This window comes from Streptomyces caelestis, from assembly GCF_014205255.1.
Taxonomy (GTDB): domain Bacteria; phylum Actinomycetota; class Actinomycetes; order Streptomycetales; family Streptomycetaceae; genus Streptomyces; species Streptomyces caelestis.
Genome location: NZ_JACHNE010000001.1, coordinates 7564266 through 7589876 on the forward strand (window position 1 = coordinate 7564266; position 25611 = coordinate 7589876).

Here is a 25611-nt window from a genome sequence, read left to right on the forward strand (position 1 = left end):
CGGCCGGAGGTGTCAACTCACCTCCGGCCGGGGCCGGTTACGCCCTGGTGTTCCACTCCGCGATCACGGGCCGGCCGTGTTCGGTCGACAGCCGACTGACCGTGCCCGTCTCCAGGCGGAACAGCCGCCCCTCCGACGGCGGCAGGCCCAGCCGACGGGCGGTCAGGACGCGGAGGAAGTGGCCGTGCGCCACCAGGAGCACGTCGCCCTCGGGCAGCGCTTCCGTCACCCGGGACAGCACCCGGTCGGCCCGCTCGCCGACCTCCTCGGGGGACTCGCCCGGTTCGCCGTCGGGGCCGGGCGGGCCCCCGTCGGTCCACAGGTCCCAGTCGGGGCGGGTGCGGTGTATCTCCTCGGTGGTGACGCCCTCGTAGGCGCCGTAGTACCACTCGTGCAGGTCCGCGTCCCGCACGGTTCCCGTCAGACCCGCGAGTTCGGCCGTGCGCACCGCGCGGCCGAGCGGGCTGGTGAGGACCAGCGCGAAGGACCGGCCCGCCAGGAGCGGAGCCAGCGACTTGGCCTGCTCCTCGCCGTTCGGGGTGAGGGGCAGGTCGGTGAAGCTGGTGTGCTGTCCGCTCCGGCTCCACTCCGTCTCGCCGTGGCGGACCAGCAGCAGATCACCCACGGCGCTACGCCTTCTTTGCGGACTCGACGGCGTGCCCGCCGAACTGGTTGCGCAGCGCCGCGATCATCTTCATCTGCGGGGAGTCGTCCTGCCGGGAGGCGAACCGGGAGAAGAGGGAGGCGGTGATCGCGGGCAGCGGCACGGAGTTGTCGATCGCGGCCTCCACGGTCCAGCGTCCCTCGCCGGAGTCCTGGGCGTAGCCCCGCAGGCCCTCCAGGTGCTCGTCCTCGTCGAGCGCGTTGACCGCGAGGTCCAGCAGCCAGGAGCGGATGACGGTGCCTTCCTGCCAGGAGCGGAACACCTCGCGGACGTTGTCCACCGAGTCCACGGCCTCCAGCAGTTCCCAGCCCTCGGCGTAGGCCTGCATCATCGCGTACTCGATGCCGTTGTGGACCATCTTCGCGAAGTGCCCGGCGCCCACCCGGCCCGCGTGGACGAAGCCGTACGGGCCCTCCGGCTTGAGCGCCTCGAAGATCGGCAGGAGCCGGTCGACGGTCTCCTTCTCGCCGCCGACCATCAGGGCGTAGCCGTTCTTCAGGCCCCACACGCCGCCGGAGACGCCCGCGTCGACGAAGCCGATGCCGCGCTTGCTCAGCTCCTCGGCGTGCTTCTCGTCGTCCGTCCAGCGGGAGTTGCCGCCGTCGACCACCGTGTCGTACGGCTTGAGGAGGCCCGCCAGCTGGTCGATGACGTGCTGGGTGGGGCCGCCGGCCGGGACCATGACCCAGACCGTGCGCGGCGCCTGAAGCTGGTTGACGAGGTCGGCCAGACTGGCCACGTCGGACTTCTCCGGGTCGGTGTCGTAGCCGATGACGGTGTGGCCGGCGTTGCGCAGGCGGTCGCGCATGTTGCCGCCCATCTTGCCGAGACCCACAAGACCGATCTGCATGTCAGTTCACTTCCCGAGTTTGCGGTAGGCGGCCACCAGCGCGGCCGTGGACGAATCGAGACCGGGGACGTCCGCGCCCTCGGTCAGGGCGGGCTCGACGCGCTTGGCGAGGACCTTGCCGAGCTCGACGCCCCACTGGTCGAAGGAGTCGATGTTCCACACCGCGCCCTGCACGAACACCTTGTGCTCGTAGAGGGCGACCAGCTGGCCGAGGACCGACGGGGTCAGTTCGGTGGCCAGGATCGTCGTGGTGGGGCGGTTGCCCTTGAACGTGCGGTGCGGCACCTGCTCCTCGGGCACGCCCTCGGCCCGTACCTCCTCGGCGGTCTTGCCGAAGGCGAGGGCCTGGCCCTGCGCGAACAGGTTGGCCATCAACAGGTCGTGCTGCGCCTTCAGTTCGTCGCTCAGCTCGGCGACGGGCCGCGCGAAGCCGATCAGGTCTGCGGGGATCAGCCTGGTGCCCTGGTGGATCAACTGGTAGTAGGCGTGCTGCCCGTTGGTGCCGGGCGTGCCCCACACGACCGGTCCCGTCTGCCACTCCACGGGGTTCCCGTCACGGTCCACCGACTTGCCGTTGGACTCCATGTCGAGCTGCTGGAGGTAGGCGGTGAACTTGGACAGATAGTGGCTGTACGGCAGGACGGCGTGCGACTGGGCGTCGTGGAAGTTGCCGTACCAGATGCCGAGCAGGCCCATGACGATCGGGGCGTTGGCCTCGGCGGGGGCGTTGCGGAAGTGCTCGTCGACGATGCGGAAGCCGTCGAGCATCTCCCGGAAGCGGTCCGGGCCGATGGCGATCATCAGGGACAGGCCGATCGCGGAGTCGTACGAGTAGCGGCCGCCGACCCAGTCCCAGAACTCGAACATGTTGTCGACGTCGATGCCGAAGTCCGCGACCTTCTCGGCGTTCGTGGACAGCGCCACGAAGTGCTTGGCGACCGCCTTCTCGTCGCCCCCCACGCCCTCCAGCAGCCAGGAGCGCGCCGAGGTCGCGTTCGTGATGGTCTCGATCGTGGTGAAGGTCTTCGACGCGACGATGAACAGCGTCTCCGCCGGGTCCAGGTCGCGGAGCGCCTCGTGCAGGTCGGCGCCGTCCACGTTCGACACGAAGCGGAACGTCAGCTCCCGCGCCGTGTACGGCCGTAGCGTCTCGTACGCCATCGCCGGGCCGAGGTCCGAGCCGCCGATGCCGATGTTGACGACGTTGCGGATCCGCTTGCCGGTGTGCCCGGTCCACTCGCCCGAGCGCACGCGGTTCGCGAAGCCGGTCATCTTGTCGAGCACGGCGTGCACGCCCGGGACGACGTTCTCGCCGTCGACCTCGATCACCGCGTCCCGGGAGGCGCGCAGCGCGGTGTGCAGTACGGCCCGGTTCTCGGTGACGTTGATCTTGTCGCCGCGGAACATGGCGTCGCGCTGCCCGAACACGTCGGTGGCGGTGGCCAGCTCCTGGAGCAGCGCCAGCGTCTCGTCGGTGACCAGGTGCTTGGAGTAGTCGATGCGCAGGTCGCCCACGTGTACGACGTAGCGCTCGGCGCGCCCCGGGTCCGCCGCGAACAGCTCACGCAGGTCCGGCTGCGGCAGGGCGTCCTTGCGGTGGTCCTCCAGGGCGGTCCACTCGGGCCGCTGCGTGAGCTTGGGGGTGCCGGAGGGGGAGTCAGACATGAGCAGGGGTCTCCTCGGTTGCCTCGCCGTTCAGGGCGATGGCGTACATCTCGTCCGCGTCGAGGCGCCGCAGCTCCTCGGCGATGAGTTCGGAGGTGGGACGGACCTTCAGCGCGAGGGTCCGGGAGGGCTGGCCCGGCAGGGTGAGCGTGGCCAGCGGTCCCTCGGGGCGGTCGATGACGATTTCGCCGTTCTCCGTGCCCAGGCGGACGGCCGTCACGACCGGCCCGGCGGTGACCACCCGGTCGACCGGGACGTGCAGCCGCGCCTCCAGCCAGCGGGCCAGCAGCTCGGCGGCCGGGTTCTCGGCCTCGGCCTCCACGGCCGCCGAGGTGACCCGCGCCCGGGCCTGGTCCAGCGCCGCCGCCAGCATCGAACGCCAGGGCGTCAGCCGGGTCCAGGCGAGGTCGGTGTCGCCGGGCGCGTAGGAGCGGACCCGGCTCTCCAGTACCTCCAGGGGGTTCGCGACGGCGTACAGGTCGGTGATCCGCCGCTGGGCCAGCGCCCCGAGCGGGTCCTTCGAGGGCACCTCCGGTGAGTCCATCGGCCACCACACCACCACCGGCGCGTCCGGCAGCAGCAGCGGGAGCACCACCGAGTCGGCGTGGTCGGAGACCTCGCCGTAGGTCCGCAGGATCACCGTCTCGCCGGTGCCCGCGTCGGCGCCCACCCGGACCTCGGCGTCCAGCCGGGAGGACTGGCGGTCCCGCGGGGTGCGGGCGTGCCGCTTGATGACGACCAGGGTGCGCGAGGGGTGCTCGTGCGAGGCCTCCTCGGCCGCCCTGATCGCGTCGTAGGCGTTCTCCTCGTCCGTGACGATCACCATCGTCAGGACCATGCCCACGGCGGGCGTGCCGATGGCGCGGCGGCCCTGCACCAGCGCCTTGTTGATCTTGCTTGCCGTGGTGTCGGTCAGGTCGATCTTCATGGCCTGCGCCAGCTCCGTCCGTCTCGTGCGAGCATCTCGTCGGCTTCCACGGGTCCCCAGCTGCCCGAGGCGTACTGCGCGGGCCGGCCGTGCGTGGCCCAGTACTGCTCGATCGGGTCGAGGATCTTCCAGGACTCTTCCACTTCCTGGTGACGGGGGAACAGGTTGGCGTCGCCCAGGAGGACGTCCAGGATCAGCCGTTCGTACGCCTCGGGGCTCGATTCGGTGAACGACTCGCCGTAGGCGAAGTCCATCGTCACGTCCCGGATCTCCATTGACGTGCCCGGCACCTTGGAGCCGAACCGCACCGTCATGCCCTCGTCCGGCTGGACGCGGATGACGATCGCGTTGGAGCCCAGCTCCTCGGTCGCGGTGGAGTCGAAGGGGGAGTGCGGAGCCCGCTGGAACACCACCGCTATCTCCGTCACCCGGCGGCCCAGCCGCTTGCCGGTGCGCAGGTAGAACGGCACACCCGCCCACCGCCGGTTGTCCACCTGGAGCTTGACCGCGGCGTAGGTGTCGGTCGTGGAGGCCTGGTCGATGCCCTCCTCCTCCAGATAGCCGTGGACCTTCGTGCCGCCCTGCCAGGCCGCCGCGTACTGTCCGCGCACGGTGTGCCTGCCCAGGTCCTCCGGCAGCCGCACGGCCCGCAGCACCTTCAACTTCTCGGTGAGCAGCGACGCCGCGTCGAAGGCGGCGGGCTCCTCCATCGCGGTGAGCGCCATCAGCTGGAGCAGGTGGTTCTGGATGACGTCACGGGCGGCGCCGATGCCGTCGTAGTACCCCGCGCGGCCGCCGATGCCGATGTCCTCGGCCATGGTGATCTGCACGTGGTCGACGAACGACCGGTTCCAGATCGGTTCGAACATCTGGTTGGCGAAGCGCAGCGCCAGGAGGTTCTGGACTGTTTCCTTGCCCAGGTAGTGGTCGATGCGGAAGACCTGCTCCGGGTCGAACACGTCGTGCACGATCGCGTTCAGCTCGCAGGCGCTGCCGAGGTCGTGCCCGAACGGCTTCTCGATGACCGCGCGGCGCCAGGAACCCTCCGGGGCGTCGGCCAGCTTGTGCTTCTTCAGCTGCTGGACGACCTTGGGGAAGAACTTCGGCGGCACCGAGAGGTAGAAGGCGTAGTTGCCGCTGGTGCCCCGGGAGGCGTCCAGTTCCTCGACGGCGGAGCGCAGCTGCTTGAACGCCGTGTCGTCGTCGAAGTCGCCCGGAATGAACCGCATGCCCTCGGCGAGCTGCTGCCAGACCTCCTCGCGGAACGGCGTGCGCGCGTGCTCACGGACCGCGTCGTGCACCACCTGCGCGAAGTCCTGGTCCTCCCAGTCCCGGCGGGCGAAACCCACCAGCGAGAAGCCCGGCGGCAGCAGGCCGCGGTTGGCCAGGTCGTACACGGCCGGCATCAGCTTCTTGCGGGACAGGTCACCGGTCACGCCGAAGATGACGAGCCCGGAGGGGCCCGCGATCCTGGGCAGACGCCGGTCGCGCGGGTCGCGCAGGGGATTGGCGAAGTCCGGGTCGGCGTGCTCCGTGCGCGGGGCCGCCGGTTCCTCGCCGCTCACCCCGGTCTGCTCGACCCCGGCCGCCTCCTGGGCGGCCCGGGCCTCCTTGTCCTCCTTGGTTCCCTTGGTCTCCTGTTCGGCCGTCTGGGGGATGCTCTCGCTCATTCCGCGTCAACTCCCTTGCTGTTCAAGGACTTGGTGACCGCGTCCAGCAGGTCCTGCCAGGCCACCTCGAACTTGGCGACGCCTTCGTCCTCCAGTTGCCGCACCACCTCGTCGTAGGAAATGCCGAGCCGCTCGACGGCCGCCAGGTCGGCGCGCGCCTGGGTGTAACCGCCGGTGACGGTGTCGCCCTGGACGTCACCGTGGTCGGCGACGGCGTTCAGCGTGGCCTCCGGCATGGTGTTGACCGTGCCTGGGGCGACCAGTTCGTCCACGTACAGGGTGTCCTTGTAAGCGGGGTCCTTCACACCGGTGGAGGCCCAAAGGGGGCGCTGCCGGTTCGCACGGGCATCGCCCAGGGCCTGCCAGCGCGGCCCGGCGAAGACCTGTTCGTACGCCTCGTAGGCGAGCCGGGCGTTGGCCAGGGCCGCCCTGCCCTTCAGGGCGAGGGCCTCGTCCGTGCCCAGCAGCGTCAGCCGCTTGTCGATCTCGGAGTCGACCCGGGAGACGAAGAAGGACGCCACCGAGTGGATGGCCGACAGGTCGAGACCGGCCGCCCGCGCCTTCTCCAGGCCCGCCAGATAGGCGTCCATCACCTCGCGGTAGCGCTCCAGCGAGAAGATCAGCGTCACGTTCACGCTGATGCCCGCGCCGATCACCTCGGTGATCGCCGGCAGGCCGGCCTGCGTCGCCGGGATCTTGATCATCACGTTGGGGCGGTCCACCAGCCAGGCCAGCTGCCGGGCCTCGGCGACGGTCGCCGCCGTGTCGTGGGCGAGCCGCGGATCGACCTCGATGGACACCCGCCCGTCCCGGCCCCCGGTGGCGTCGTACACCGGCCGCAGGACGTCGGCGGCGGCTCGGACATCGGCCGTCGTCATCATCCGGACGGCCTCGTCGACGGTGACGTCCCGCACCGCCAGGTCGGCGAGCTGCTCCTCGTAGCCCTCACCGGAGCCGATGGCGGCCTGGAAGATGGACGGGTTGGTGGTGACGCCGACGACGTTCCTCGTCGCCACGAGCCCGGCCAGGTTGCCGGACTCGATCCGCCGGCGGGACAGGTCGTCCAGCCAGATCGACACGCCCTCGTCGGACAGGCGTTTGAGTGCTCCCGCGCTCGCGGTCGCTTCGGTCACAGTGATCATCTTCTTTCGGGCGGTCGGATCAGCCACGGGCGGCGGCGAGGGATTCCCGAGCCGCGGCCACCACGTTCTCGGGGGTGAAGCCGTACTCGGCGAAGAGGGTCCTGGCGTCGGCGGAGGCGCCGAAGTGCTCCAGGGAGACGATGCGTCCCGCGTCCCCCACGAACCGGTGCCAGGTCAGGCCGATACCGGCCTCGACGGCGACCCGGGCCTTCGCCGACGGCGGCAGGACCCGCTCGCGGTACTCGCGGGGCTGCTCCTCGAACCACTCCACGGACGGCATGGACACGACCCGCGTGGGCACGCCCGCCGCCTGGAGGCGCTCTCGGGCCTCGACGGCGAGGTGCACCTCGGAACCGGTGGCGATCAGGATCACCTGCGGCTCGCCGCCTTCCGCCTCGGCCCTCACGTAACCGCCGCGGGCGACGTCCGGGTCCGGCTCGTACGTGGGCACGCCCTGGCGAGTGAGCGCGAGACCGTGCGGGGCCGGGTCGGTGGTGTGCCGCCTGAGGATCTCGGCCCAGGCGAGCGCGGTCTCGTTGGCGTCGGCCGGGCGTACGACGTTCAGGCCCGGGATGGCGCGCAGCGCGGCCAGGTGCTCGACCGGCTGGTGGGTCGGGCCGTCCTCGCCCAGGCCGATGGAGTCGTGCGTCCACACGTACGTCACCGGCAGCTGCATCAGGGCCGACATCCGCACGGCGTTGCGCATGTAGTCGGAGAAGACCAGGAAGGTGCCGCCGTAGACACGCGTGTTGCCGTGCAGGGCGATGCCGTTCATCTCCGCGGCCATGGAGAACTCGCGGATGCCGAAGTGGACCGTCCGGCCGTACGGGTCGGCCTCCGCCAGCGGGTTGCCCTTCGGCAGGAAGGACGACGTCTTGTCGATCGTGGTGTTGTTGGAGCCGGCCAGGTCGGCCGAGCCGCCCCACAGCTCGGGGACGATCCCGCCGAGGGCCTGCAGGACCTTCCCGGACGCGGCACGGGTGGCGACCGCCTTGCCCGGTTCGAACACCGGCAGGGCGTCCTCCCAGCCCGCGGGCAGCTCGCCCTTGCTGACCCGGTCGAAGGTGGCGGCCCGCTCCGGGTTCTCGCCGCGCCAGGCGGCGATCCGCTTGTCCCAGGCGGCGTGCGCCTCGGCGCCCCGGTCCAGGGCCTGGCGGGTGTGCGCCAGCACCTCGTCGGTGACCTCGAAGGTCTTCTCCGGGTCGAAGCCGAGGAGGCGCTTGGTGGCGGCGACCTCGTCCTCACCGAGCGCCGAGCCGTGGGAGGCCTCGGTGTTCCGCGCGTTCGGGGCGGGCCAGGCGATGATGGTGCGCATCGCGATGATCGAGGGGCGCCCGGTCTCGGCCTGAGCCTCCTTCAGCGCCGCGTACAGCGCGTGCACGTCGACGTCGCCGTCCTCCCGCGGCTCGATCCGCCGCACGTGCCAGCCGTACGCCTCGTACCGCTTCAGCACGTCCTCGGAGAACGCGGTCGCGGTGTCGCCCTCGATGGAGATGTGGTTGTCGTCGTAGAGGAAGACCAGGTTGCCGAGCTTCTGGTGGCCGGCCAGCGAGGAGGCCTCGGCGGAGACGCCCTCCTGGAGGTCGCCGTCGGAGACGATGGCCCACACGGTGTGGTCGAAGGGCGACTCGCCCTCAGGCGCCTCCGGGTCGAACAGGCCGCGCTCGTAGCGGGCCGCCATCGCCATACCGACCGCGTTCGCGACGCCCTGGCCGAGCGGGCCGGTGGTGGTCTCGACGCCGGCGGTGTGCCCGTACTCGGGGTGGCCGGGTGTCTTCGAGCCGTGCGTGCGGAACGCCTTCAGGTCGTCCAGTTCCAGCTCGTAGCCCGCGAGGTACAGCTGCGTGTAGAGGGTCAGCGATGTGTGGCCGGGGGACAGGACGAAGCGGTCACGGCCGGTCCACTCCGGATCGGCCGGGTCGTGCCGCATCACCTTCTGAAAGATCGTGTAGGCGGCCGGGGCCAGGCTCATCGCGGTGCCGGGGTGGCCGTTTCCTACCCGCTGGACGGCATCGGCCGCCAGCAGACGGGCGGTGTCGACGGCACGCCGGTCGAGTCCGGTCCATTCGAAACTGTCCGCTGTCTGCGTGCTCATCTTCAAGAAGTCCTCGATCGGAGCGGAGTGGCTGTCTGACGTGTTCAAAACTAAAAGTCTGACTTTTTCGACGGAAGGTCACCGTGTGTCAGCCTGTGGTGAAAGTGGGACACCCACAGGCGGCGCGGCACACGAGCGGGGCGGTACGAGGGAGACATGGCAGACACAGCGGACAGAAGCATCCAAGGCGGTGACGGGATCAGAACGTTCCCCTTCCCGGTCGAGTTGAGTGTCGGCGGCGTCGGCATGCAGGTCGGCCCGATGGGGACCGGCCGCACCTGGCACGCCGACGCGCCCCTGGAGCGCGTGCACCGCATCGACTTCCACGTCGTGCTGCTGTTCGGCGAGGGCCCGGTCCGGCACATGGTCGACTTCACCGAGTACGAGGCCGCGGCCGGGGACCTGCTGTGGATCCGCCCGGGGCAGGTCCACCGCTTCTCCCGCACGAGCGAGTACCGCGGAACGGTGCTGACCATGCAGCCGGGCTTCCTGCCCCGCGCGACCGTGGAGGCCACCGGCCTGTACCGCTACGACCTGCCGCCGCTGCTGCGCCCCGACGCGGCCCAACTCGCCGGTCTGCGCGACTCGCTGGGCCAGCTGCGACGCGAGTACGAGGACACCGACACGCTGCCGCTGAGCCTGCACACCGCCGTCCTTCAGCACTCGCTGACGGCGTTCCTGCTGCGGCTCGCCCATCTCGCCGCCAGTTCGGCGGAGTCGGTACGACAGCCGTCCGACTCCACCTTCACCCTCTTCCGGCAAGCCGTGGAGAAGGACTTCGCCACCAACCACAGTGTCAGCGCCTACGCCGACGCGCTCGGTTACTCCCGCCGCACCTTGGTCCGCGCGGTCCGCGCCGCGACCGGCGACACCCCCAAGGCCTTCATCGGCAAGCGCGTGGTCCTGGAGGCCAAACGCCTCCTCGCCCACACCGACCTGCCGATCGGCCGGGTCGGCGCGGCGGTCGGCTTCCCTGACGCGGCGAACTTCTCCAAGTTCTTCCACCAGCACACGGACCTGACGCCGGCGGCGTTCCGGGCGGAACTGCGCTGACGGCAGCGGAAAAGGGCCCCACGCGCGCGTGGAGCCCTTTTCCGGAGGCGACGTGCGGCCTCAGCGCCCGAAGGTGAACCAGTTGACGTTCACGAAGTCCGCCGGCTGCCCGCTGGTGAAGGTCAGATACACGTCGTGGGTACCCGTCACGGAGCTGATGTTCGCCGGGATCGTCCGCCACGACTGCCAGCCGCCGGTGTCGCCCACCGCGAAACTCCCGACGGGCGCGTTGCTCCGGCTGTCCAGCCGCACCTCGACCAGTCCGCTGACGCCGCCCGCCGCACCGCTCGCGACCCGGGCGCTGAACTGCCGGGCGGGCGTGGAGCCGAAGTCGACGCCCTTGAAGTACAGCCAGTCACCGCCCGCCAGGGAGCCGACGTTCCGGCCGCCGCCGGAGTCGGACGTCGTCTCGGTGCTGACCCCGGACTGGCCGTCGTAGGACTCGGCCTGGATGGTGGCGTAGGCGTCGCGGTTGCCGGTCGGGGGAGGCGTGGTGCCGCCGCCGGACGACAGTACCTGGACGTAGTCGACGACCATGGGGTGGCCGGGTTGCGTCCCCGCGTCCGGGCCGCCGCCGAACGCGTCCGGGAAGCCGCCGCCCATCGCGACGTTCAGGATGATGAAGAAGCCGTGGTCCGTGGCGTTGCGCCAGGTCGTCGCGTCGACCTGATTGGCGCGCACGGTGTGGAAGTTGACGCCGTCGAGGTAGAAGCGGATCTCCTCGACGCTCGTCGAGCGGTCCCACTCCATCCGGTAGGTGTGGAAGCCGGCCTGGCAGGTGGTGCCCTGGCAGGCGGTCGAACTGCCGATGCCGCTGGTCTCGTTGCAGGGGCCGCCCGGGGAGGTTCCGCAGTGCATCGTCGCGAACACCGTGTTCTGGCCCTGGGTGTTCTCCATGATGTCCAGCTCGCCGACGCCCGGCCAGTTCCAGTAGTTGCCGCGGTAGGGGGCGCCGAGCATCCAGAACGCGGGCCAGTAGCCCTTGGCCGCGGCCCCGGTGACGTTCGGCACCTGGATGCGCGACTCCACGCGCAGTTTGCCGCCGGCCGGGGGCTGGAAGTCGGTGCGGTTGGTCTCGATGCGGCCGGAGGTCCAGTTGCCGGCACCGTCTCGCCGGGGGGTGATGCGCAGATTGCCGTTGCCGTCGAGCGAGACGTTGTCGGTGCTGCTCGTCATCGTCTCGATCTCGCCGGTGCCCCAGTTGGCGGGGCCGCCCGAATAGCCCTTGCCGGTCGCGTACTGCCAGTTGGACGTGTTGACGCCGCTGCCGGCCGGGCCGTTGAAGTCGTCCAGGAAGACCTGGTTCCAGCCCGACGGGGGCGGCGGCGCGGAGGCGCTCGCGGAGGGAGTCGCGGCGGTGGCGGCGACCGCGGCGAGGCCGAGTGTGCTGAGGACGGCGACGAACGCCCGCCGCAAGGGGCGCCGTACGCGGGGTCTGCCGGAGGTGTCACTCATGTGGGGATGCCTCTCGGATACGGGTGCGGGAGGGTGAGAGCGACTGAGAGCGCTCTCAAAGTGCCGTCAATGTGCTCCACGCCACCCGGGTCGTCAAGAGGTGAAACCGGGAAAAGTGCGGGGCGGTCGATGCGTGCACGTCCTGAACGGGCTCTGCCGGCCGGGATGTTGCGGGCATGACGGAGGGGCGGGCCGTGGGGTGCCCGTCCCTCGTGCGGTGGGTGCCGATGACACCAGTCGTCAGGAGTCGGCGTCATCCCGGGCCGGCCGGGCCTTCGGGTCGATGCCCCACTTCTTGACGTACCAGTGCAGCACGTCGTCGACGATCAGCACCAGGACGATGCCCACCGCCAAGGTCCACTCGGGAAGCCCGGCCAAGGCGGCGACGAGACCCGTCAGCCCCGCGAGGACGAGCAGGAGAAGCAGCCGCAGCACGTGCTGCCACCCGGTGTGCCGCGCCAGCCACCGTGCCCACCGCCGAGCCCTTCCCGACCGCACCATCGCCGATACCCCCGTCTCAGGCGTTGTGGAGCTCTGCCGGGTTCGACTTCCGGCGGGCCGCGACGGTTGCCCGAGAGGGCCTGGCTCGCGCCGTGCTGTTGAACAGGTGATACGGGGGCACTCGGGCTGGACGACGGACAAACCGGTCGAGGCAGCAGGGAGGCATCCGTGGCCGTTCGCCATCACCTGATCCGAGTCCGCCCGCGTGACGTGTGGGCCGTCCTCGCCGACGGAAACCGCTACGCGGAGTGGGTGGTGGGAACCTCCGAATCCCACCCGGTGCGCGGACAGTGGCCGCGCGTGGACGCGGCGCTCCGCTACCAGGTCCGGCTCGGCCCCGTGCGGCTGGACAACGAGACGGTCGTCCGCTACTGCGAGGAGGGCACCCGGCTGGAGCTGGAGGCCAACGCCGGCGCGCTGGGCACGGCACGTATCGCGATCGAGCTGCGGTCCTGGGGCGAGCACTGCCTGGTCATCGTGGACGAACACCCCTTGCGGGGAGCGGGCGGCCGGATGCACAACGTCGGCTTCGAGGCGCTGATCCAGCTGCGCCACCGCGCCATGCTGGCCCGGCTGGCGAGGCTGTGCGAGAACGAGGCAGGGGGCGACCGCCGCCCCCTGGGGCAAGTGGCGGTGGCGTCCGGCGGGGACGGTGCCGGCCATGCCTGACGCCGTCGTGATCGGCGCCGGCCCCAACGGCCTGGTGGCGGCCAACCTGCTGGCGGACGCCGGCTGGAGCGTCGAGGTGCTGGAGGAGCAGCCGGAACCGGGCGGTGCGGTGCGCCACGACCAAGGCGTCGACCCCGCCTTCGTCAACGACCTGTTCAGCTCCTTCTACCCCCTCGCCGCCGCCTCGCCCGTGCTGGCCGCGCTGCGCCTTCAGGACCACGGGCTGCGGTGGAGCCACGCGCCCAGCGTGCTGGCGCATCCCCTCACCGACGGCAGCTGTGCCGTCCTGGACCGGAACCCCGACACGACCGCGGCGTCCCTGGAGGCCTTCGCGCCGGGCGACGGCGAGGCCTGGCAGCGGCTGCACGCCGTGTGGCAGCGCCTGCGGCCCGACCTCCTGGACGCCCTGTTCACCCCGTTCCCGCCCGTCCGAGCGGCGGCGCGGCTGGCACTGCGGCTGCGAGCGGCGGGCGGACTGCGCATGGCCCGCTCCATGATGCTGCCGGTGCGCCGCATGGGCGAGGAGGAGTTCCGCGGCCAGGGCGGCCGGCTGCTGCTGGCCGGCAACGCCCTGCACGCCGACCTCGCCCCCGAATCGGCGGGCAGCGGCGGCTTCGGCTGGCTGTTGACCATGCTGGGGCAGACGTACGGCTTCCCGGTCCCGGTCGGCGGCTCCGGCGCGCTGACCAGCGCCCTGGTCCGGCGCCTGGAGGCCCGGGGCGGCCGGGTGCGCTGCGGCCGGCGCGTCGAGCGGATCGTCGTCCGCGGCGGGCGGGCCGTCGGCGTGCGGACGGCGTCCGGCGACGCGGTCGCGGCACGCCGGGCGGTCCTGGCCGACGTGTCGGTGCCCGCCCTGTACGGCGAGCTCGTCGCAGCCGAGCACCTGCCCGCGCAGCTCCTCGACGACCTGCGGCGCTTCCAGTGGGACTTCGCCACCTTCAAGGTCGACTGGGCGCTCGACGGCCCGGCGCCCTGGCAGGCCGAACAGGCGTCCCGGGCCGGCACCGTGCACCTCGCCGACGGCCTGGACGAACTCACCCGCTTCGCCGCGCAGATCGCCATGCGGCAGGTCCCGGACCGGCCCTTCCTGCTGTTCGGCCAGATGACCACCGCCGACGCCACCCGCTCTCCGCAGGGCACGGAATCCGCCTGGGCCTACACCCATGTCCCCCACGAGATCGCCGCGGACGCCGCCGACGAGGGCATCACCGGCCGCTGGGGCACCAAGGACCAGGAACTCATGGCCGACCGGGTCGAACGCCAGGTGGAACGGTTCGCGCCCGGCTTCCGCTCCCTGGTCCGCGCCCGCCGTGTGCTGGCGCCCCCGACCCTGGAGGCGCTCGACGGCAATCTGGCCGGCGGGGCCATCAACGGAGGGACCACCGCCCTGCACCAGCAGCTCGTGTTCCGGCCCGTGCCCGGCACCGGACGCCCGGAGACCCCGGTGCCCGGCCTCTTCCTGGCCTCCTCCGGCGCTCACCCGGGCGGCGGGGTGCACGGCGCGCCCGGAGCCAACGCCGCACGGGCCGCACTGCGCCGCCACCGGCCTCCCGGCCTCGCCGGCGCCCAACGGCTGCTGACCCGCCGCGACCGCACCGGAACCAAGCGCTGATCTCCGGTGCCCAGGGCCGGCCCAGGACCCGGGCACCTGTACGCGGGCGAGAGAAGGAAGCCGTACGAGGCCAGGACGGGAAGCGACCGGCGAGGCGCTTCCGGGGCGGAAGGCAGGGCAGCCCATGCGCACCAGCCCGCTCGCCGAGGGCACGGTCGTCGTCACCGGAGCCGCCCGTGGGCTGGGCGCGGCACTGGCGCAGCAGATCGCCCGGCGCGGCGCCCGGACGGCGCTCCTCGGCCACGAGAAGGACGCCCTGGACGCGGTGGCCGCCTCCCTGCCGGGCCCGGCCCCGGCCGTGGAGGTCGACGTCACCGATCCCGGCGCACTGGACGCCGCGGCGCGCACGGTGCGGTCGGGCCTCGGGCGCCCGTCGGTCGTGGTGGCGAACGCGGGCATCTCCGCGGGCGGCATGTTCCTCGACTCGGACCCGGCCGCCTGGCGCCGGGTGATCGAGGTCAACCTCACCGGCAGCGCCCACACGGCCCGGTTCCTGCCGGACCTGCTCGCCACGGCCGGCTACTTCCTCCAGGTCGCCTCCATGGCCTCGATCGGCGCCGCCCCGCTGATGAGCGCCTACTGTGCCTCCAAGGCCGGCGTCGAGGCCTTCGCGCACGCCCTGCGGGCGGAGGTGGCGCACCGGGGGGTCGGGGTGGGCATCGCCTACCCCAGCTGGACGGACACCGACATGATCCGCGACGCCGACCGGTACGCCGTCCTGCGGGAACTGCGCGCGCATGCCCCCACCGGTGCGCCGGGTGTACCCCGTGGACACGGTCGCCGCCCGCCTGGTCCGGGGCGTGGAGCGCCGCCGTACCGCCGTGTACGCGCCGGGGTGGCTGCGGCCGGCCCAGCCGGTGCGCGCGGCCCTGCCGACCGTGGTGCTGCGCGTGTCGCGCCACGAGCTGCCCCGCCTGGAGGCCGCTGACCCGGTCCGCTGCACCGGGCCACTGGGCGCCGGTGGCCTGGCCGACCGCGCGGCGTCCAGGCCGGAGCCCTGACGCCGGGCGCGGCCCCCGGCGGTCGCCCGGCCGGCGCGCCGGGCCGTTGTCAGACCCTCCTGCGATCCTCACGGCATGGACGTCACCTTGCAGCTGACCATCGACTGCGCCGACCCGGCGAAGCTCGTGACCTTCTGGTCCGAGGCCCTCGGATACGTGCCCGAGCCGGCCCCCGGCGGGCACCCCACCTGGCGGGCCTACTGGGAGGACATGGGGGTGCCCGAGGAGGAACTGACCGAGGGAGTGGGGGAGACCCCCGAATCGATCGTCGACCCGGAGGGGCAGGGGCCCCGCATCTGGTTCCAGCGGGTACCGGAGGGCAAGACCGCCAAGAACCGGGTGCATCTCGACCTCAAGGTCGGCGGCGGCCGGGGCGTACCCCTGCCGGAGCGCACCCGGAGAATCACGGCGAAGGTGGACCGGCTGACCGCGACCGGCGCGACCATGCTGCGGATCATGGACGAGCCGGACATGGACTACTACGGGGTCGTGCTGCGGGACCCGGAGGACAACGAGTTCTGCGTGGCCTGAGTGTCACCGACCGTTTCACGAAGAGCTCTGCCGGGCACCGGCTGAGCCCGCCGCTTCAGGCCCGCTCCGGCCGCCACCCCAGGGCCCGTGAGATCCCGCGCGCCGCCACCCGTACCGCCGGGACCAGCACCGGCACCTGGGCGTCGGCGTGCGGCACCACGATGGACACGGCGGCGGCCACCGAGCCGTCCGCCGTGCGCACCGGCGCGGCCACCGACAGGGCGTCCGCCGTGATCTGACGGTCGCTCACCGCGACACCGGTCCGGCGCACTTCGGCGAGTTCCCGCCGCAGCCGCGCCGGGTCGGTGATCGTGTACGGCGTGAAGGAGGCGAGTGCGCCCGCGCAGTACTCCTCCTGGGACTCCGGGTCCCCGTGGGCCAGCAGGGCGAGCCCGACCCCGGTGGCGTGCAGCGGCCAGCGCGCGCCGACGCGGATGTGCACGCCGACCGCCGACCGCCCCGACAGCCACTCGATGTAGACGACGTCCGAGCCGTCCCGCACCGCCAGCTGCACGTTCTCGTGCGTCGCCTCGTACAGGTCCTCCAGGTACGGCAGCGCGATCTGCCGCAGGGCGAGGCCGCGCGGCGCCAGGGCGGCGATCTCCCAGAGCCGGAGCCCGACGTGGTAGACGCCGGACTCGTCCCGTTCCAGGGCACCCCACTCCGTGAGCGCGCCCACCAGCCGGTGCGCGGTGGTCAGGCTCAGCCCGGCCCGCCGGCTGATGTCCGTCAGGCACAGGGCCGGGTGCTCGTGGTCGAAGGCCGCGAGGACGGACAGCAGCCGGTCGGTCGCCGTGGGCGCGCCCCCTGTGCCGGGGGAGCCGAGAACGCGGGGCAGAGCGGTCATGGCCGGGTGTCTCCCGGGTGGGCGAGGTCGTAGGGGCGGGGGTAGGCGGTCGGCCGGTACGGGACGTAGTGGGGCTCGTCCGTCGGATCCTGCGCCCTGGCCCGGGAGTTGAGGGCGCCGGGCGAGGTGTCCCAGCGGCCGGTGTCCAGGCGGTGTTCCAGGGTGTGCAGGGCGGCCAGGGTCTCGCCGGGGGTGAACGTGCAGTGGCCGGGGGCGTCGACGTACGCCTGGCGGAACAGCGGTCCGGAACCGGCCGCGCCGGCCGCCCGCCGGTAGGCGCTCTCCGCCTGCACCGGTATCAGCGCGTCACCGGTCGTGTGGATGTTCAGCTGGGGGTCGGTGAGCCGGCCGGAGAGCACGCTGGTGTTCCGCATCCACCGCACGGCCGCCGGATCGGCGGAGACACGAGGTGCCCGGCCCAGGGCCGAGAGGTCGGTACGCAAGGACAGTCCCGCCTCCTTGTAGAGCTCCGTCACCTCTTTGTTCAGCGGGGACCGGGCGAGCATGGCCGTGTAGTCGACACCGGTGTTCCACGCCGGGTTGCCGCCCGCCCGGCTCTCCGCCTCCTGCCGCCAGCTGAACGCGGGCATCTGGATCAGGCCCCGCACGGCGGAGTACTGGTTGGCCTGCTGCGTCTGCCAGTCCGTGGGGCCCGGCTCGGTCTGCGAGACGTCGTTGTAGCCGGGGATGTCGTGCAGGGCGGCGGCCAGGGCGATCCGCGCCCGGCCCTCGGGGGTCCGCTGGGCGGCGTCCACCTTCGTGCCGAGCGCCTTCCCGGCGGCGACCGCCTCCGCCTGGCCGGTGAAGCCCGCGAGCCGGATCCCGGAGTCCGGCGCGAGGAGCGTGCGCAGCGCGAACACCGGGTCCAGGGTGCTGTTCCAGTTGGCGACGCCGCCCTGCACCAGCCCGCACATCGACAGCGAACCGTCGAACCGGCCGGCGTGCCGCTCGGCGAGCATCGTGGTGACGAAGCCGCCGTACGAGGTGCCCCAGGCGAGCGTCCGCCGGGCCGCCCCGAACTTCTCGGTGAACAGGTCCAGTGTGGCGAGCTGGTCGGGCACCGCCTCGGTGACGGCCCAGCCGTTGGTGGCGTACGAGGAGCCGATCAGGGCGTAGCCCTCGGCCAGCAGCTTGTCCCGGGCGGCCGTACCCGGGGTGTTCTGGGCCGGGTTGGGGGCTCCGGCCGGGGTGTAGCCGTGGCTGTACAGCAGCACCGTGCCGTTCCAGGACGCGGGTACGTCCATCACGTACGCGGCGCCGGAAGGGAGCCGGCCCTCCAGGTGGGCGTCCGTGGCGGCGGCCCGCGCGGGCAGCGCGGTCGCCAGGGACAGGCAGGCGGTCAGTAAAGCGAGGCGGATCCTCAACGCGGGGTCCCTTCCAGGGTGGGGGCGGTGGCGGCGGGGGAGCCCAGGGCGTCGGTGTGGGTCTCGCGCAGTCGCCACACGGTGACGGCGGTGATCGCCGCGCCCGCGCACAGCAGCAGCGAGACGGGCGTGCTCCCGCCGCCGTACGAGGCGAGGAGGCTGCCGGCGATGAGCGGGGAGAACCCGGCGCCGACCAGGGTGGCCGCCTGGTAGCCGAGGGAGGCGCCGGTGTAGCGGACGCGGGTGCCGAACATCTCGGTGAGCAGGGCGCCGAGCGGCCCGTACATCGTGGACTGGGCGACCCCGTGACCGAGGGCGAGGGCGAGTATCAGCAGTCCGGGCGAGCCCGAGTCGACCAGGGCCAGGACGGGGAAGGCGAGCGCGGCCGAGGCGATCGCTCCGGCGAGCACGACGGGCCGGCGGCCGACCCGGTCCGACAGCGCGGAGGCGGCGGGCAGCACGGCGAGGGCCACGCAGGAGGCGATGGTCACCGCGGTCAGCACCTGCGGGCGGGTGTACCCCTGGTCGACGGCGTAGGAGATCATGAAGCTGGTCAGCAGCGACTGCGTGGTGAACGCGCCGATGCCGACGCAGGCGGCCAGCAGGACGGGCTTCGGGCGGCGCAGCACCTCCACGATCGGCGGCTTGTCCACCGGGCCCCGCTTGACCTGGGCGAACAGCGGGCTCTCGGCGACCTTCAGGCGGACGAACAGCCCGACGGCCAGCAGCACGATGCTCAGCAGGAACGGCACCCGCCAGCCCCAGGAGCGGAACTCGTCGTCGGGCAGGCCGGCGACGAGCGTGACCACACCGGCCGACAGCACGGAACCGAGCGGGGCGCCGAGCTGGGTGAAGCTGGACCACAGGCCGCGCCGGGAACCCTGGGTCTGCTCGGCGTGCTCGACGACCATCAGCATGGCGCCGCCCCACTCGCCGCCGATCGCGATGCCCTGCACCACGCGCAGGGCGACCAGCAGGATCGGGGCCCAGACGCCGATCGCGTCGTACGTCGGCAGCAGGCCGATGAGGAAGCTGCCGCTGCCCATCAGGACCATGGTCAGCAGCATCATCGACTTGCGGCCGATCCGGTCGCCGAAGTGGCCGAAGACGATGCCGCCGAGCGGGCGGGCGAGATAGCCCGCGGCGAAGGTGCCGAACGCCGCGATGGTGCCGACCGCCGGGTCGGCCCGGGGGAAGAACAGCTCGCCGAAGACGAGCGCGGCGACCGTGCCGTAGACGAGGAAGTCGTAGAACTCGACGGTCGTGCCGAGCAGGCCGGAGACGGCCACGCGGCGCAACTGCCGGGAATCGGAGGCGGGTTGAGCGGCGGAGGGGGATGGCTGCACGGGAGCTCCCTGGGGACGGGTCTCGGTTAGCCGGTGAAGTTATGCACCCCTCGTGCAGTCGTCAATCATTTGCACAACATCAGTTCAGTCCGTCCCCGGCGATCCGCTGCAGCAGCGCGTGCAGTGCCTCCCGCTCGGACGGGTCGAGGGGGCCCAGGAGTTCGTTCGTCACCCGCTGGCCGGCCTCGTCGGTGTCGCGGAGGAACGCGCGGCCGCTCTCGGTGAGCACGACGATCCGGCTGCGGCGGTCGTCGGGGGAGGGGCGGCGCTCGGCGAATCCCTGTTTCTCCAGGTCGTCGACCAGGCCGACGATCGCGCTCGGGTCGTAGCCGAGCCGCGTGCTCAGCTCGCGCTGGAGGGCGCCCTCGCAGGTGGCGAGGAAGCGCAGCACCGCGTAGTGGCGCAGGCGCAGGCCCGACTCCTGGAGGCAGGCGTTGAAGAGCTGTCCCGAGCGCAGGCCCAGGCGGTACAGGAGGTAGCCCGTGTCGGCGTGCAGCCCGCGCATCCACGGCTCGTGCGCGTCGATGGGCTTCGGGGTGACGTTCTGGCGTGTGATGACGGGCTCCCTGTGCTCGGCGCTTCCTGGGATTCCAGCATCTCGCACCCATGGGTCATCAACAACTATTGACGTCAACAATTATTGCTCTTAGCTTCGATCTCGTAGTCGCATCTCATGTGATCGCACCCCATGTGAAGGGACCCACCCGTGCCCAGCATCGATCTCACCGGCAAGGCCGCCGTCGTCACCGGAAGCGGCCGGGGCCTCGGCCTCGCCTACGCCCACGCCCTGGCCGCCCACGGCGCGTCCGTGGTCGTCAACGACGTCGACGAGGCGGTGGCCGAGGCGGCCGTGAAGTCCATCACCGAGGCGGGCGGCAGGGCCGTGGCGGAGGTGGTCCCGGTCGGTACGGCCGAGGCGGCGGACCGGCTGGTCGCCCGTGCGGTCGAGGAGTTCGGCCGGCTCGACGTCCTCGTCACCAATGCGGGCATCCTCCGCGACAAGGTGCTGTGGAAGATGACCGACGAGGACTTCGACGCGGTGATCACCACGCACCTCAAGGGCACTTTCACCTGCGCCCGCGCCGCCGCCGTCCGGATGCGCGAGCAGGGCGAGGGCGGCTCGCTGATCCTGGTCGGCTCCCCGGCCGGCCAGCGCGGCAACTTCGGCCAGACGAACTACGCCGCCGCCAAGGCCGGCATCGCCGCGATGGCCCGCACCTGGTCCATGGAGCTGGGCCGCGCGAACATCACCGTCAACGCGATCGTGCCGGTCGCCGCGACCGCGATGACCGAGACGATCCCGGCCTTCGCCCCGTACATCGAGGCCATGAGGAACGGCGAGCCGCTGCCGGACTTCCTGCGCAAGGGCGAGGGCTTCGGCACCCCCGAGGACTGCGCCGCCCTGGTCCCGTTCCTGGCCTCGGAGGCCGCGCGCGGTGTGACCGGCCAGTGCGTCGGCATCGGCGGCGACAAGGTGGCACTCTGGTCGCATCCGCAGGAGATCAGGGCGGCCTACGCCGACGGCGGCTGGACCCCCGGCGCCCTGGCGGACGCCTGGCCCACCTCGGTCGGTGCCGAGCTCCAGTCGGTCGGCATCCCGGCGCCGAAGTTCCCGGAGGCGTGATGGACCTGAACGACCTCGTCGCGATCGACGTCCACACCCATGCGGAGGTGTCCTCCAAGGGCCACTCCTCCCTGGACGACGACCTGCACGACGCCTCCTCGGCCTACTTCAAGGTCGAGGGCAAGCGGAAACCGACCCTGGAGGAGACGGCCGCCTACTACCGCGAGCGGAAGATGGCCGCCGTGATCTTCACGGTCGACGCCGAGTCCGCCACCGGCACGGCGCCCGTCCCCAACGAGGAGGTCGCCGAGGCCGCCGCCGCCAACGCCGACGTCCTCATCCCCTTCGCCTCCATCGACCCCTTCCGGGGGAAGGCGGGGGTGAAGCAGGCCCGCCGCCTGGTCGAGGAGTACGGGGTGAAGGGCTTCAAGTTCCACCCCAGCATCCAGGGCTTCTTCCCCAACGACCGGTCGGTGGCGTACGACCTGTACGAGGTGATCGAGGAGACCGGCACGATCGCCCTGTTCCACACCGGCCAGACCGGCATCGGCGCCGGCGTGCCCGGCGGCGGCGGGATCAGGCTCAAGTACTCCAACCCGCTGCACGTGGACGACGTGGCCGCCGACTTCCCGCACCTGAAGATCATCCTGGCGCACCCGTCGTTCCCCTGGCAGGACGAGGCCCTGGCCGTCGCCACGCACAAGCCGGGCGTGCACATCGACCTGTCGGGCTGGTCGCCGAAGTACTTCCCGCCGCAGCTCGTGCAGTACGCGAACACGCTGCTGAAGGACAAGGTCCTCTTCGGCTCCGACTTCCCCGTCCTCACCCCCGACCGCTGGCTCGCCGACTTCGACAAGCTGACGATCAAGGAAGAGGTCCGGCCGAAGATCCTCAAGGAGAACGCCGCCCGCCTGCTCGGGCTGACGACACCGTAAGGGGCGTGACATGCGCAACGAGGGACTGGGGTCATGGCCCGCACGCCGGGCCCGCAAGACCCCGCACCGCACCGCCCTGATCCACGGCGACACCACCCGCACCTACGCCGGCCTGTACGACCGCACCACCCGCCTCGCCCACGCCCTGCGCGAGAGGGGCGTCCGCCGCGGCGACCGCGTCGCCTACCTCGGCCCGAACCACCCGGCCTACCTGGAGACCATGTTCGCCGCCGGCACCCTCGGCGCGGTCTTCGTCCCCCTCAACATCCGGCTGGCCGGACCCGAGATCGCCTACCAGCTCGCCGACTCCGGAGCCAAGGCCCTCGTCTACGGCCCCTCGCACGCCGGTCTGGTCGCGGGACTGCCGGGCAGCACGGACGTCCGTACGTATGTCGAAGTGGGCGCCGAGTACGAGGAGGCGCTGGCCTCGGCCTCCCGGGAGCCCATCGACACACCGGTCACCCCGGACGACACCTGCATCATCATGTACACCTCGGGGACGACCGGCCGCCCCAAGGGCGCGATGCTCACCCACGGCAACCTCACCTGGAACGCGATCAACGTCCTCGTCGACCACGACCTGATCGCCGACGAACGCGCCCTGGTCTCCGCCCCGCTGTTCCACACCGCGGGGCTGAACATGCTGACGCTGCCGGTCCTGCTGAAGGGCGGCACCTGCGTCCTGGTCGAGGCCTTCGACCCGGACGCCACCTTCGACCTGATCGAACGGCACCGGATCACCTTCATGTTCGGCGTGCCCACCATGTTCGACCAGGTGGCCCGGCACCCGCGCTGGCCGGACGCCGACCTGTCGTCGCTGCGCATCCTGACCTGCGGCGGCTCCCCGGTCCCGACCCCGCTGATCGCGGCGTACCAGCGGCGCGGCCTGACCTTCCTCCAGGGCTACGGCATGACCGAGGCGGCCCCCGGCACGCTGTTCCTGGACGCCGAGCACGCCGTCAGCAAGGCGGGGTCGGCGGGCGTGCCGCACTTCTTCAGCGACGTACGCGTCGTACGGCCCGACCTCGCGCCGGTCGACGTCGGCGAGGTGGGAGAGGTCGTGGTGCGTGGACCGCACGTCATGCCCGGCTACTGGGGGCTGCCCGAGGAGACGGCCGCGTCCTTCGCGGACGGCTGGTTCCGCAGCGGCGACGCCGCCCAGGTCGACGAGGACGGCTACGTCCACATCGTCGACCGCCTCAAGGACATGATCATCTCCGGTGGCGAGAACATCTACCCCGCCGAGATCGAGGACCAGCTCCTCGCCCACCCGGACATCGTCGAGTGCGCGGTGATCGGGGTGCCGGACGACAAGTGGGGTGAGGTGCCCCGCGCGGTCGTCGTGCCCCGCGAGGGCGCCGCGCTCGACCCCGACGAGGTGCTCGCGTCGCTCGCCGGCCGCCTCGCCAAGTACAAGATCCCGAAGTCGGTCGTGGTGGCGGACGAACTGCCCCGCACCGCCTCCGGGAAGCTCCTCAAATCCCGAGTGCGCAAGCGCTACGGCACCGACTCCCAGTGAAGGACGGCTCCATGAGCATCACCGTCAACGGCCTCGACGAACTGAAGAAGCTCGCGGGCAGCGACCTCGGCACCAGCGAGTGGATCGAGGTCACGCAGGAGCGGATCGACACCTTCGCCGACGCGACCGGGGACCACCAGTGGATCCACGTCGACCCGGAGAAGGCGAAGGAGGGTCCCTTCGGCGCCCCCATCGCGCACGGCTACCTCACGCTCTCCCTCTTCATCCCGCTGTTCACCGAGCTCCTGGACGTCCAGGGCGTGACGACGAAGGTCAACTACGGGCTCAACAAGGTGCGTTTCCCCTCCCCGGTGAAGGTCGGCTCCCGCATCCGGCTGGTGGCGAAGCTCGCCGAGGTCGAGGAGGTGCCGGGCGGCGTGCAGATCACGGTCGACGGCGCCATCGAGATCGAGGGCGGCGCCAAGCCGGCCGCGGTGCTCCAGAGCCTGTCGCGGTTCTACGCCTGAGGCCGCTGTTCCAGGCCTGAGGCCGCGTTCTACGCCTGAGGCCGCGCGGGCACCAGGTCGAGAAGGCGTTCCGAGGCGTCACGCGCGAGCGGCGAGAGCCTCTCGTGCACGGTCCGGAACGTCTTCTCGGCCTGTTCCGCCGGCCAGTCGTCCGGCAGGTGCTTGACGGGCAGCCGCGGATCGCGCCGGACGATCCGCAGCCACTCCGTCTGCAGCCGCAGCCGCAGCGCGAGCGCGTCGTCGGCATCCGGCAGCTCGTCCTCCCAGGACTGCCAGCGCCGTACGAACGCCTCATAGCGGCCGGCCAGGTCGGACAGCTCCCACGTCTCCTCGATCATCTGGCCGATGTCCGTCCCGGTGTCGGCGTGCGCGCGGAAGACCTTCACATGGGCGGACAGGCCGAGCTCGGCGACCAGTGCCGACACGTCGACCTCGCCCGGCGCGATCCACAGGCCGCTGAACAGCGGGCCGAAGCCGCTCCAGGTCAGCTGGGAGCGCAGGTCGTGTCGCTGGCGCTGCCAGGACTCGGGCAGCGAGAAGCCGAGCAGCGTCCAGGTGCCGTCCCAGTGCCGGTTGACGGCACCGGTCTGCCAGATGCGCCGCTCGCCGTCGCGCAGCACCGCCTCCGAGCGCTCGGTCAGCCCGAAGTACATCCGGCGGCCCTCGCGCTGGCGGCGCAGCAGGTCACGGTTGACCATGCGGGTCAGCGTCGAGCGGGTCGCCTGCTCGCCGATCCCGGCGCGGGTGAACACGTCGATGACGCTGCCCGAGTACACGCACACGTCGCGCCCGAGCACCTGGTCGCCCAGGAACGTCAGCATGAGGGACTGGGGCCGCAGCGACTCTTCACCGGTCACGCGGCCACCGTACCTCCGCTCGATCAGTCGGTGACCTGCTGGTACGCGTGTACGGTCGTCGTCACCGCACACACGCCCGGCGGGATCATCTGCGCCCGCAGGGTGCCGCTGTTCGCGTCGTAGTCGACGCCCTCCGTCTCGAAGGTGCCCGTGCACGCGCTGCGCTGCGGCAGTGCGAAGAGGCTCTTCACCGTGCCGGTGACCGGCTGCCCGTCCAGCTTGCGGGGCAGGTCGACCTGGAGCAGCGGCCGGATCTCCGGGAAGAGGGTGCCCGAGGCGTCGTTCGAGGCGCACAGCAGGCGGGTGCCGGTGACGAAGTCGCAGCCCTGGATGTCGCGCACGGGCTTGTCCAGGGTGATCTGCCCGGCCTCCCTCAGCTCGCCGCCGGCAGGCGGCGTGGACGGGTTGAGCAGCGGCGCCGGGAAGACCTGGAGCCGGTTCTGCGTGCCCCACTCGCCCGACACCAGCCACTGCTCGTCGGGCGAGACGGTGGCGAAGGAGTTGTTCAGCTTCTCGCCCGGGTTCAGCGGGTGGACGTACGCGTAGCGCTTCCCGGCCGGGGTGGTGACCGCGAACATCTTGGAGGTGGCTGTGTCCGGGCCCTGGTAGGCGTCGAAGACATGGCCGCGCGCGATGTCCGGGTCGCCTATGTGGTTCCAGCCCTTGACCCGCAGGTCCAGCGGGATGGAGGCAAGCCCGCGGTACAACAGGGAGCCGTCCGCGCGGCTGGCCAGGCCCTGCCCGCCGCCGAGGGTGTCGGTGTACGCCGTGCCGGTCTGAGCCCACTGCGGGGCACCGGCGGCCGAGGCCGTGCCGGCGCCCAGCGTGAAGACACCCAATAACGCGGTGGCGGCGAGAAGTTGACGTCTCATCAGG

General features: G+C 71.7%; 23 protein-coding genes and 1 pseudogene. 9 read left to right on the top strand and 15 right to left on the bottom strand.

Going from position 1 to position 25611, the window contains the following annotated elements; translation table 11 throughout:
• Positions 1 to 37 precede the first annotated feature (37 nt).
• Genes HDA41_RS34340 through tkt form a run of 7 tightly spaced genes read right to left on the bottom strand, consistent with a single transcriptional unit; the run spans position 38 to position 9014 of the window.
• Positions 38 to 625 (bottom strand): histidine phosphatase family protein, encoded by a 588-nt coding sequence (locus HDA41_RS34340; RefSeq protein WP_184990939.1) that lies wholly within the window; start codon positions 623 to 625, stop codon positions 38 to 40.
• A 4-nt stretch (positions 626 to 629) separates the two neighbouring features.
• Positions 630 to 1514, bottom strand: a complete 885-nt coding sequence (gnd, locus tag HDA41_RS34345) for a phosphogluconate dehydrogenase (NAD(+)-dependent, decarboxylating) (RefSeq protein WP_184990941.1) — start codon at positions 1512 to 1514, stop codon at positions 630 to 632.
• 6 nt (positions 1515 to 1520) lie between these two features.
• On the bottom strand, positions 1521 to 3179 hold the full coding sequence (gene pgi / locus HDA41_RS34350; RefSeq protein WP_184990943.1) for a glucose-6-phosphate isomerase: 1659 nt from the start codon (positions 3177 to 3179) through the stop codon (positions 1521 to 1523).
• Positions 3172 to 4107: a glucose-6-phosphate dehydrogenase assembly protein OpcA gene (opcA, locus tag HDA41_RS34355; protein WP_184990945.1), complete on the bottom strand. Its 936-nt coding sequence runs from the start codon at positions 4105 to 4107 to the stop codon at positions 3172 to 3174. The genes pgi and opcA overlap by 8 nt, the downstream gene beginning before the upstream one ends.
• The gene (gene zwf / locus HDA41_RS34360) at positions 4104 to 5777 is read right to left on the bottom strand and encodes a glucose-6-phosphate dehydrogenase (protein WP_184990947.1); all 1674 of its coding nucleotides are present in this window, start codon (positions 5775 to 5777) and stop codon (positions 4104 to 4106) included. The genes opcA and zwf overlap by 4 nt, the downstream gene beginning before the upstream one ends.
• Positions 5774 to 6919 carry a transaldolase gene (gene tal / locus HDA41_RS34365; RefSeq protein ID WP_184990949.1) on the bottom strand — a complete coding sequence of 382 codons (1146 nt, stop codon included), beginning with the start codon at positions 6917 to 6919 and terminating at the stop codon, positions 5774 to 5776. Before tal ends, zwf begins: the two co-directional genes overlap by 4 nt.
• A 19-nt stretch (positions 6920 to 6938) precedes the next feature.
• Positions 6939 to 9014 carry a transketolase gene (gene tkt / locus HDA41_RS34370; RefSeq protein ID WP_184990951.1) on the bottom strand — a complete coding sequence of 692 codons (2076 nt, stop codon included), beginning with the start codon at positions 9012 to 9014 and terminating at the stop codon, positions 6939 to 6941.
• 156 nt (positions 9015 to 9170) lie between these two features.
• On the opposite strand from tkt, the gene HDA41_RS34375 reads away from it, so the two are divergent.
• Positions 9171 to 10067, top strand: coding sequence for a helix-turn-helix domain-containing protein (locus HDA41_RS34375; RefSeq protein WP_184990953.1), 897 nt, complete (start codon positions 9171 to 9173; stop codon positions 10065 to 10067).
• Between the two features lie 60 nt (positions 10068 to 10127).
• Here HDA41_RS34375 and HDA41_RS34380 read toward each other — a convergent pair whose 3' ends face one another.
• Positions 10128 to 11522, bottom strand: a complete 1395-nt coding sequence (locus HDA41_RS34380) for a glycoside hydrolase family 16 protein (protein WP_184990955.1) — start codon at positions 11520 to 11522, stop codon at positions 10128 to 10130.
• Positions 11523 to 11762: 240 nt separating this feature from the next.
• The gene (locus tag HDA41_RS34385; RefSeq protein ID WP_184990957.1) at positions 11763 to 11957 is read right to left on the bottom strand and encodes a hypothetical protein; all 195 of its coding nucleotides are present in this window, start codon (positions 11955 to 11957) and stop codon (positions 11763 to 11765) included.
• Between the two features lie 234 nt (positions 11958 to 12191).
• Between HDA41_RS34385 and HDA41_RS34390 the strand changes: the two genes are divergently transcribed.
• From HDA41_RS34390 to HDA41_RS34405, 4 genes and pseudogenes are all read left to right on the top strand, one after another.
• Positions 12192 to 12692, top strand: coding sequence for an SRPBCC family protein (locus HDA41_RS34390; RefSeq protein ID WP_184990959.1), 501 nt, complete (start codon positions 12192 to 12194; stop codon positions 12690 to 12692).
• Positions 12685 to 14304 (top strand): phytoene desaturase family protein, encoded by a 1620-nt coding sequence (locus HDA41_RS34395; RefSeq protein ID WP_184990961.1) that lies wholly within the window; start codon positions 12685 to 12687, stop codon positions 14302 to 14304. The genes HDA41_RS34390 and HDA41_RS34395 overlap by 8 nt, the downstream gene beginning before the upstream one ends.
• A 124-nt stretch (positions 14305 to 14428) precedes the next feature.
• Positions 14429 to 15305: pseudogene (locus tag HDA41_RS34400) on the top strand (SDR family oxidoreductase).
• Positions 15306 to 15380: 75 nt separating this feature from the next.
• Positions 15381 to 15836 (top strand): VOC family protein, encoded by a 456-nt coding sequence (locus tag HDA41_RS34405; protein ID WP_184990963.1) that lies wholly within the window; start codon positions 15381 to 15383, stop codon positions 15834 to 15836.
• A 55-nt stretch (positions 15837 to 15891) separates the two neighbouring features.
• Here HDA41_RS34405 and HDA41_RS34410 read toward each other — a convergent pair whose 3' ends face one another.
• From HDA41_RS34410 to HDA41_RS34425, 4 genes are all read right to left on the bottom strand, one after another.
• Complete coding sequence (locus tag HDA41_RS34410; protein WP_184990965.1) at positions 15892 to 16683, bottom strand: IclR family transcriptional regulator; 792 nt, start codon at positions 16681 to 16683, stop codon at positions 15892 to 15894.
• Positions 16680 to 18047 carry an alpha/beta hydrolase family protein gene (locus HDA41_RS34415; protein WP_184990967.1) on the bottom strand — a complete coding sequence of 456 codons (1368 nt, stop codon included), beginning with the start codon at positions 18045 to 18047 and terminating at the stop codon, positions 16680 to 16682. The genes HDA41_RS34410 and HDA41_RS34415 overlap by 4 nt, the downstream gene beginning before the upstream one ends.
• A complete protein-coding gene (locus HDA41_RS34420) occupies positions 18044 to 19393 on the bottom strand; it encodes an MFS transporter (protein ID WP_184990969.1) in 1350 nt (449 codons plus the stop codon). Before HDA41_RS34420 ends, HDA41_RS34415 begins: the two co-directional genes overlap by 4 nt.
• Before the next feature lie 79 nt (positions 19394 to 19472).
• On the bottom strand, positions 19473 to 19898 hold the full coding sequence (locus HDA41_RS34425; RefSeq protein ID WP_184993980.1) for a MarR family winged helix-turn-helix transcriptional regulator: 426 nt from the start codon (positions 19896 to 19898) through the stop codon (positions 19473 to 19475).
• Between the two features lie 201 nt (positions 19899 to 20099).
• Between HDA41_RS34425 and HDA41_RS34430 the strand changes: the two genes are divergently transcribed.
• Genes HDA41_RS34430 through HDA41_RS34445 form a run of 4 tightly spaced genes read left to right on the top strand, consistent with a single transcriptional unit; the run spans position 20100 to position 23878 of the window.
• A complete protein-coding gene (locus tag HDA41_RS34430; RefSeq protein WP_311772173.1) occupies positions 20100 to 21017 on the top strand; it encodes an SDR family NAD(P)-dependent oxidoreductase in 918 nt (305 codons plus the stop codon).
• Positions 21017 to 21892: an amidohydrolase family protein gene (locus HDA41_RS34435; protein ID WP_059421570.1), complete on the top strand. Its 876-nt coding sequence runs from the start codon at positions 21017 to 21019 to the stop codon at positions 21890 to 21892. The genes HDA41_RS34430 and HDA41_RS34435 overlap by 1 nt, the downstream gene beginning before the upstream one ends.
• A gap of 10 nt (positions 21893 to 21902) precedes the next feature.
• Positions 21903 to 23411 (top strand): acyl-CoA synthetase, encoded by a 1509-nt coding sequence (locus HDA41_RS34440; RefSeq protein ID WP_184990971.1) that lies wholly within the window; start codon positions 21903 to 21905, stop codon positions 23409 to 23411.
• 11 nt (positions 23412 to 23422) lie between these two features.
• Positions 23423 to 23878 carry a MaoC family dehydratase gene (locus HDA41_RS34445; protein ID WP_184990973.1) on the top strand — a complete coding sequence of 152 codons (456 nt, stop codon included), beginning with the start codon at positions 23423 to 23425 and terminating at the stop codon, positions 23876 to 23878.
• A 29-nt stretch (positions 23879 to 23907) separates the two neighbouring features.
• Here HDA41_RS34445 and HDA41_RS34450 read toward each other — a convergent pair whose 3' ends face one another.
• Positions 23908 to 24735, bottom strand: a complete 828-nt coding sequence (locus HDA41_RS34450; RefSeq protein ID WP_184990975.1) for a PaaX family transcriptional regulator — start codon at positions 24733 to 24735, stop codon at positions 23908 to 23910.
• Between the two features lie 23 nt (positions 24736 to 24758).
• Positions 24759 to 25607: a hypothetical protein gene (locus HDA41_RS34455; RefSeq protein ID WP_184990977.1), complete on the bottom strand. Its 849-nt coding sequence runs from the start codon at positions 25605 to 25607 to the stop codon at positions 24759 to 24761.
• Positions 25608 to 25611 lie beyond the last annotated feature (4 nt).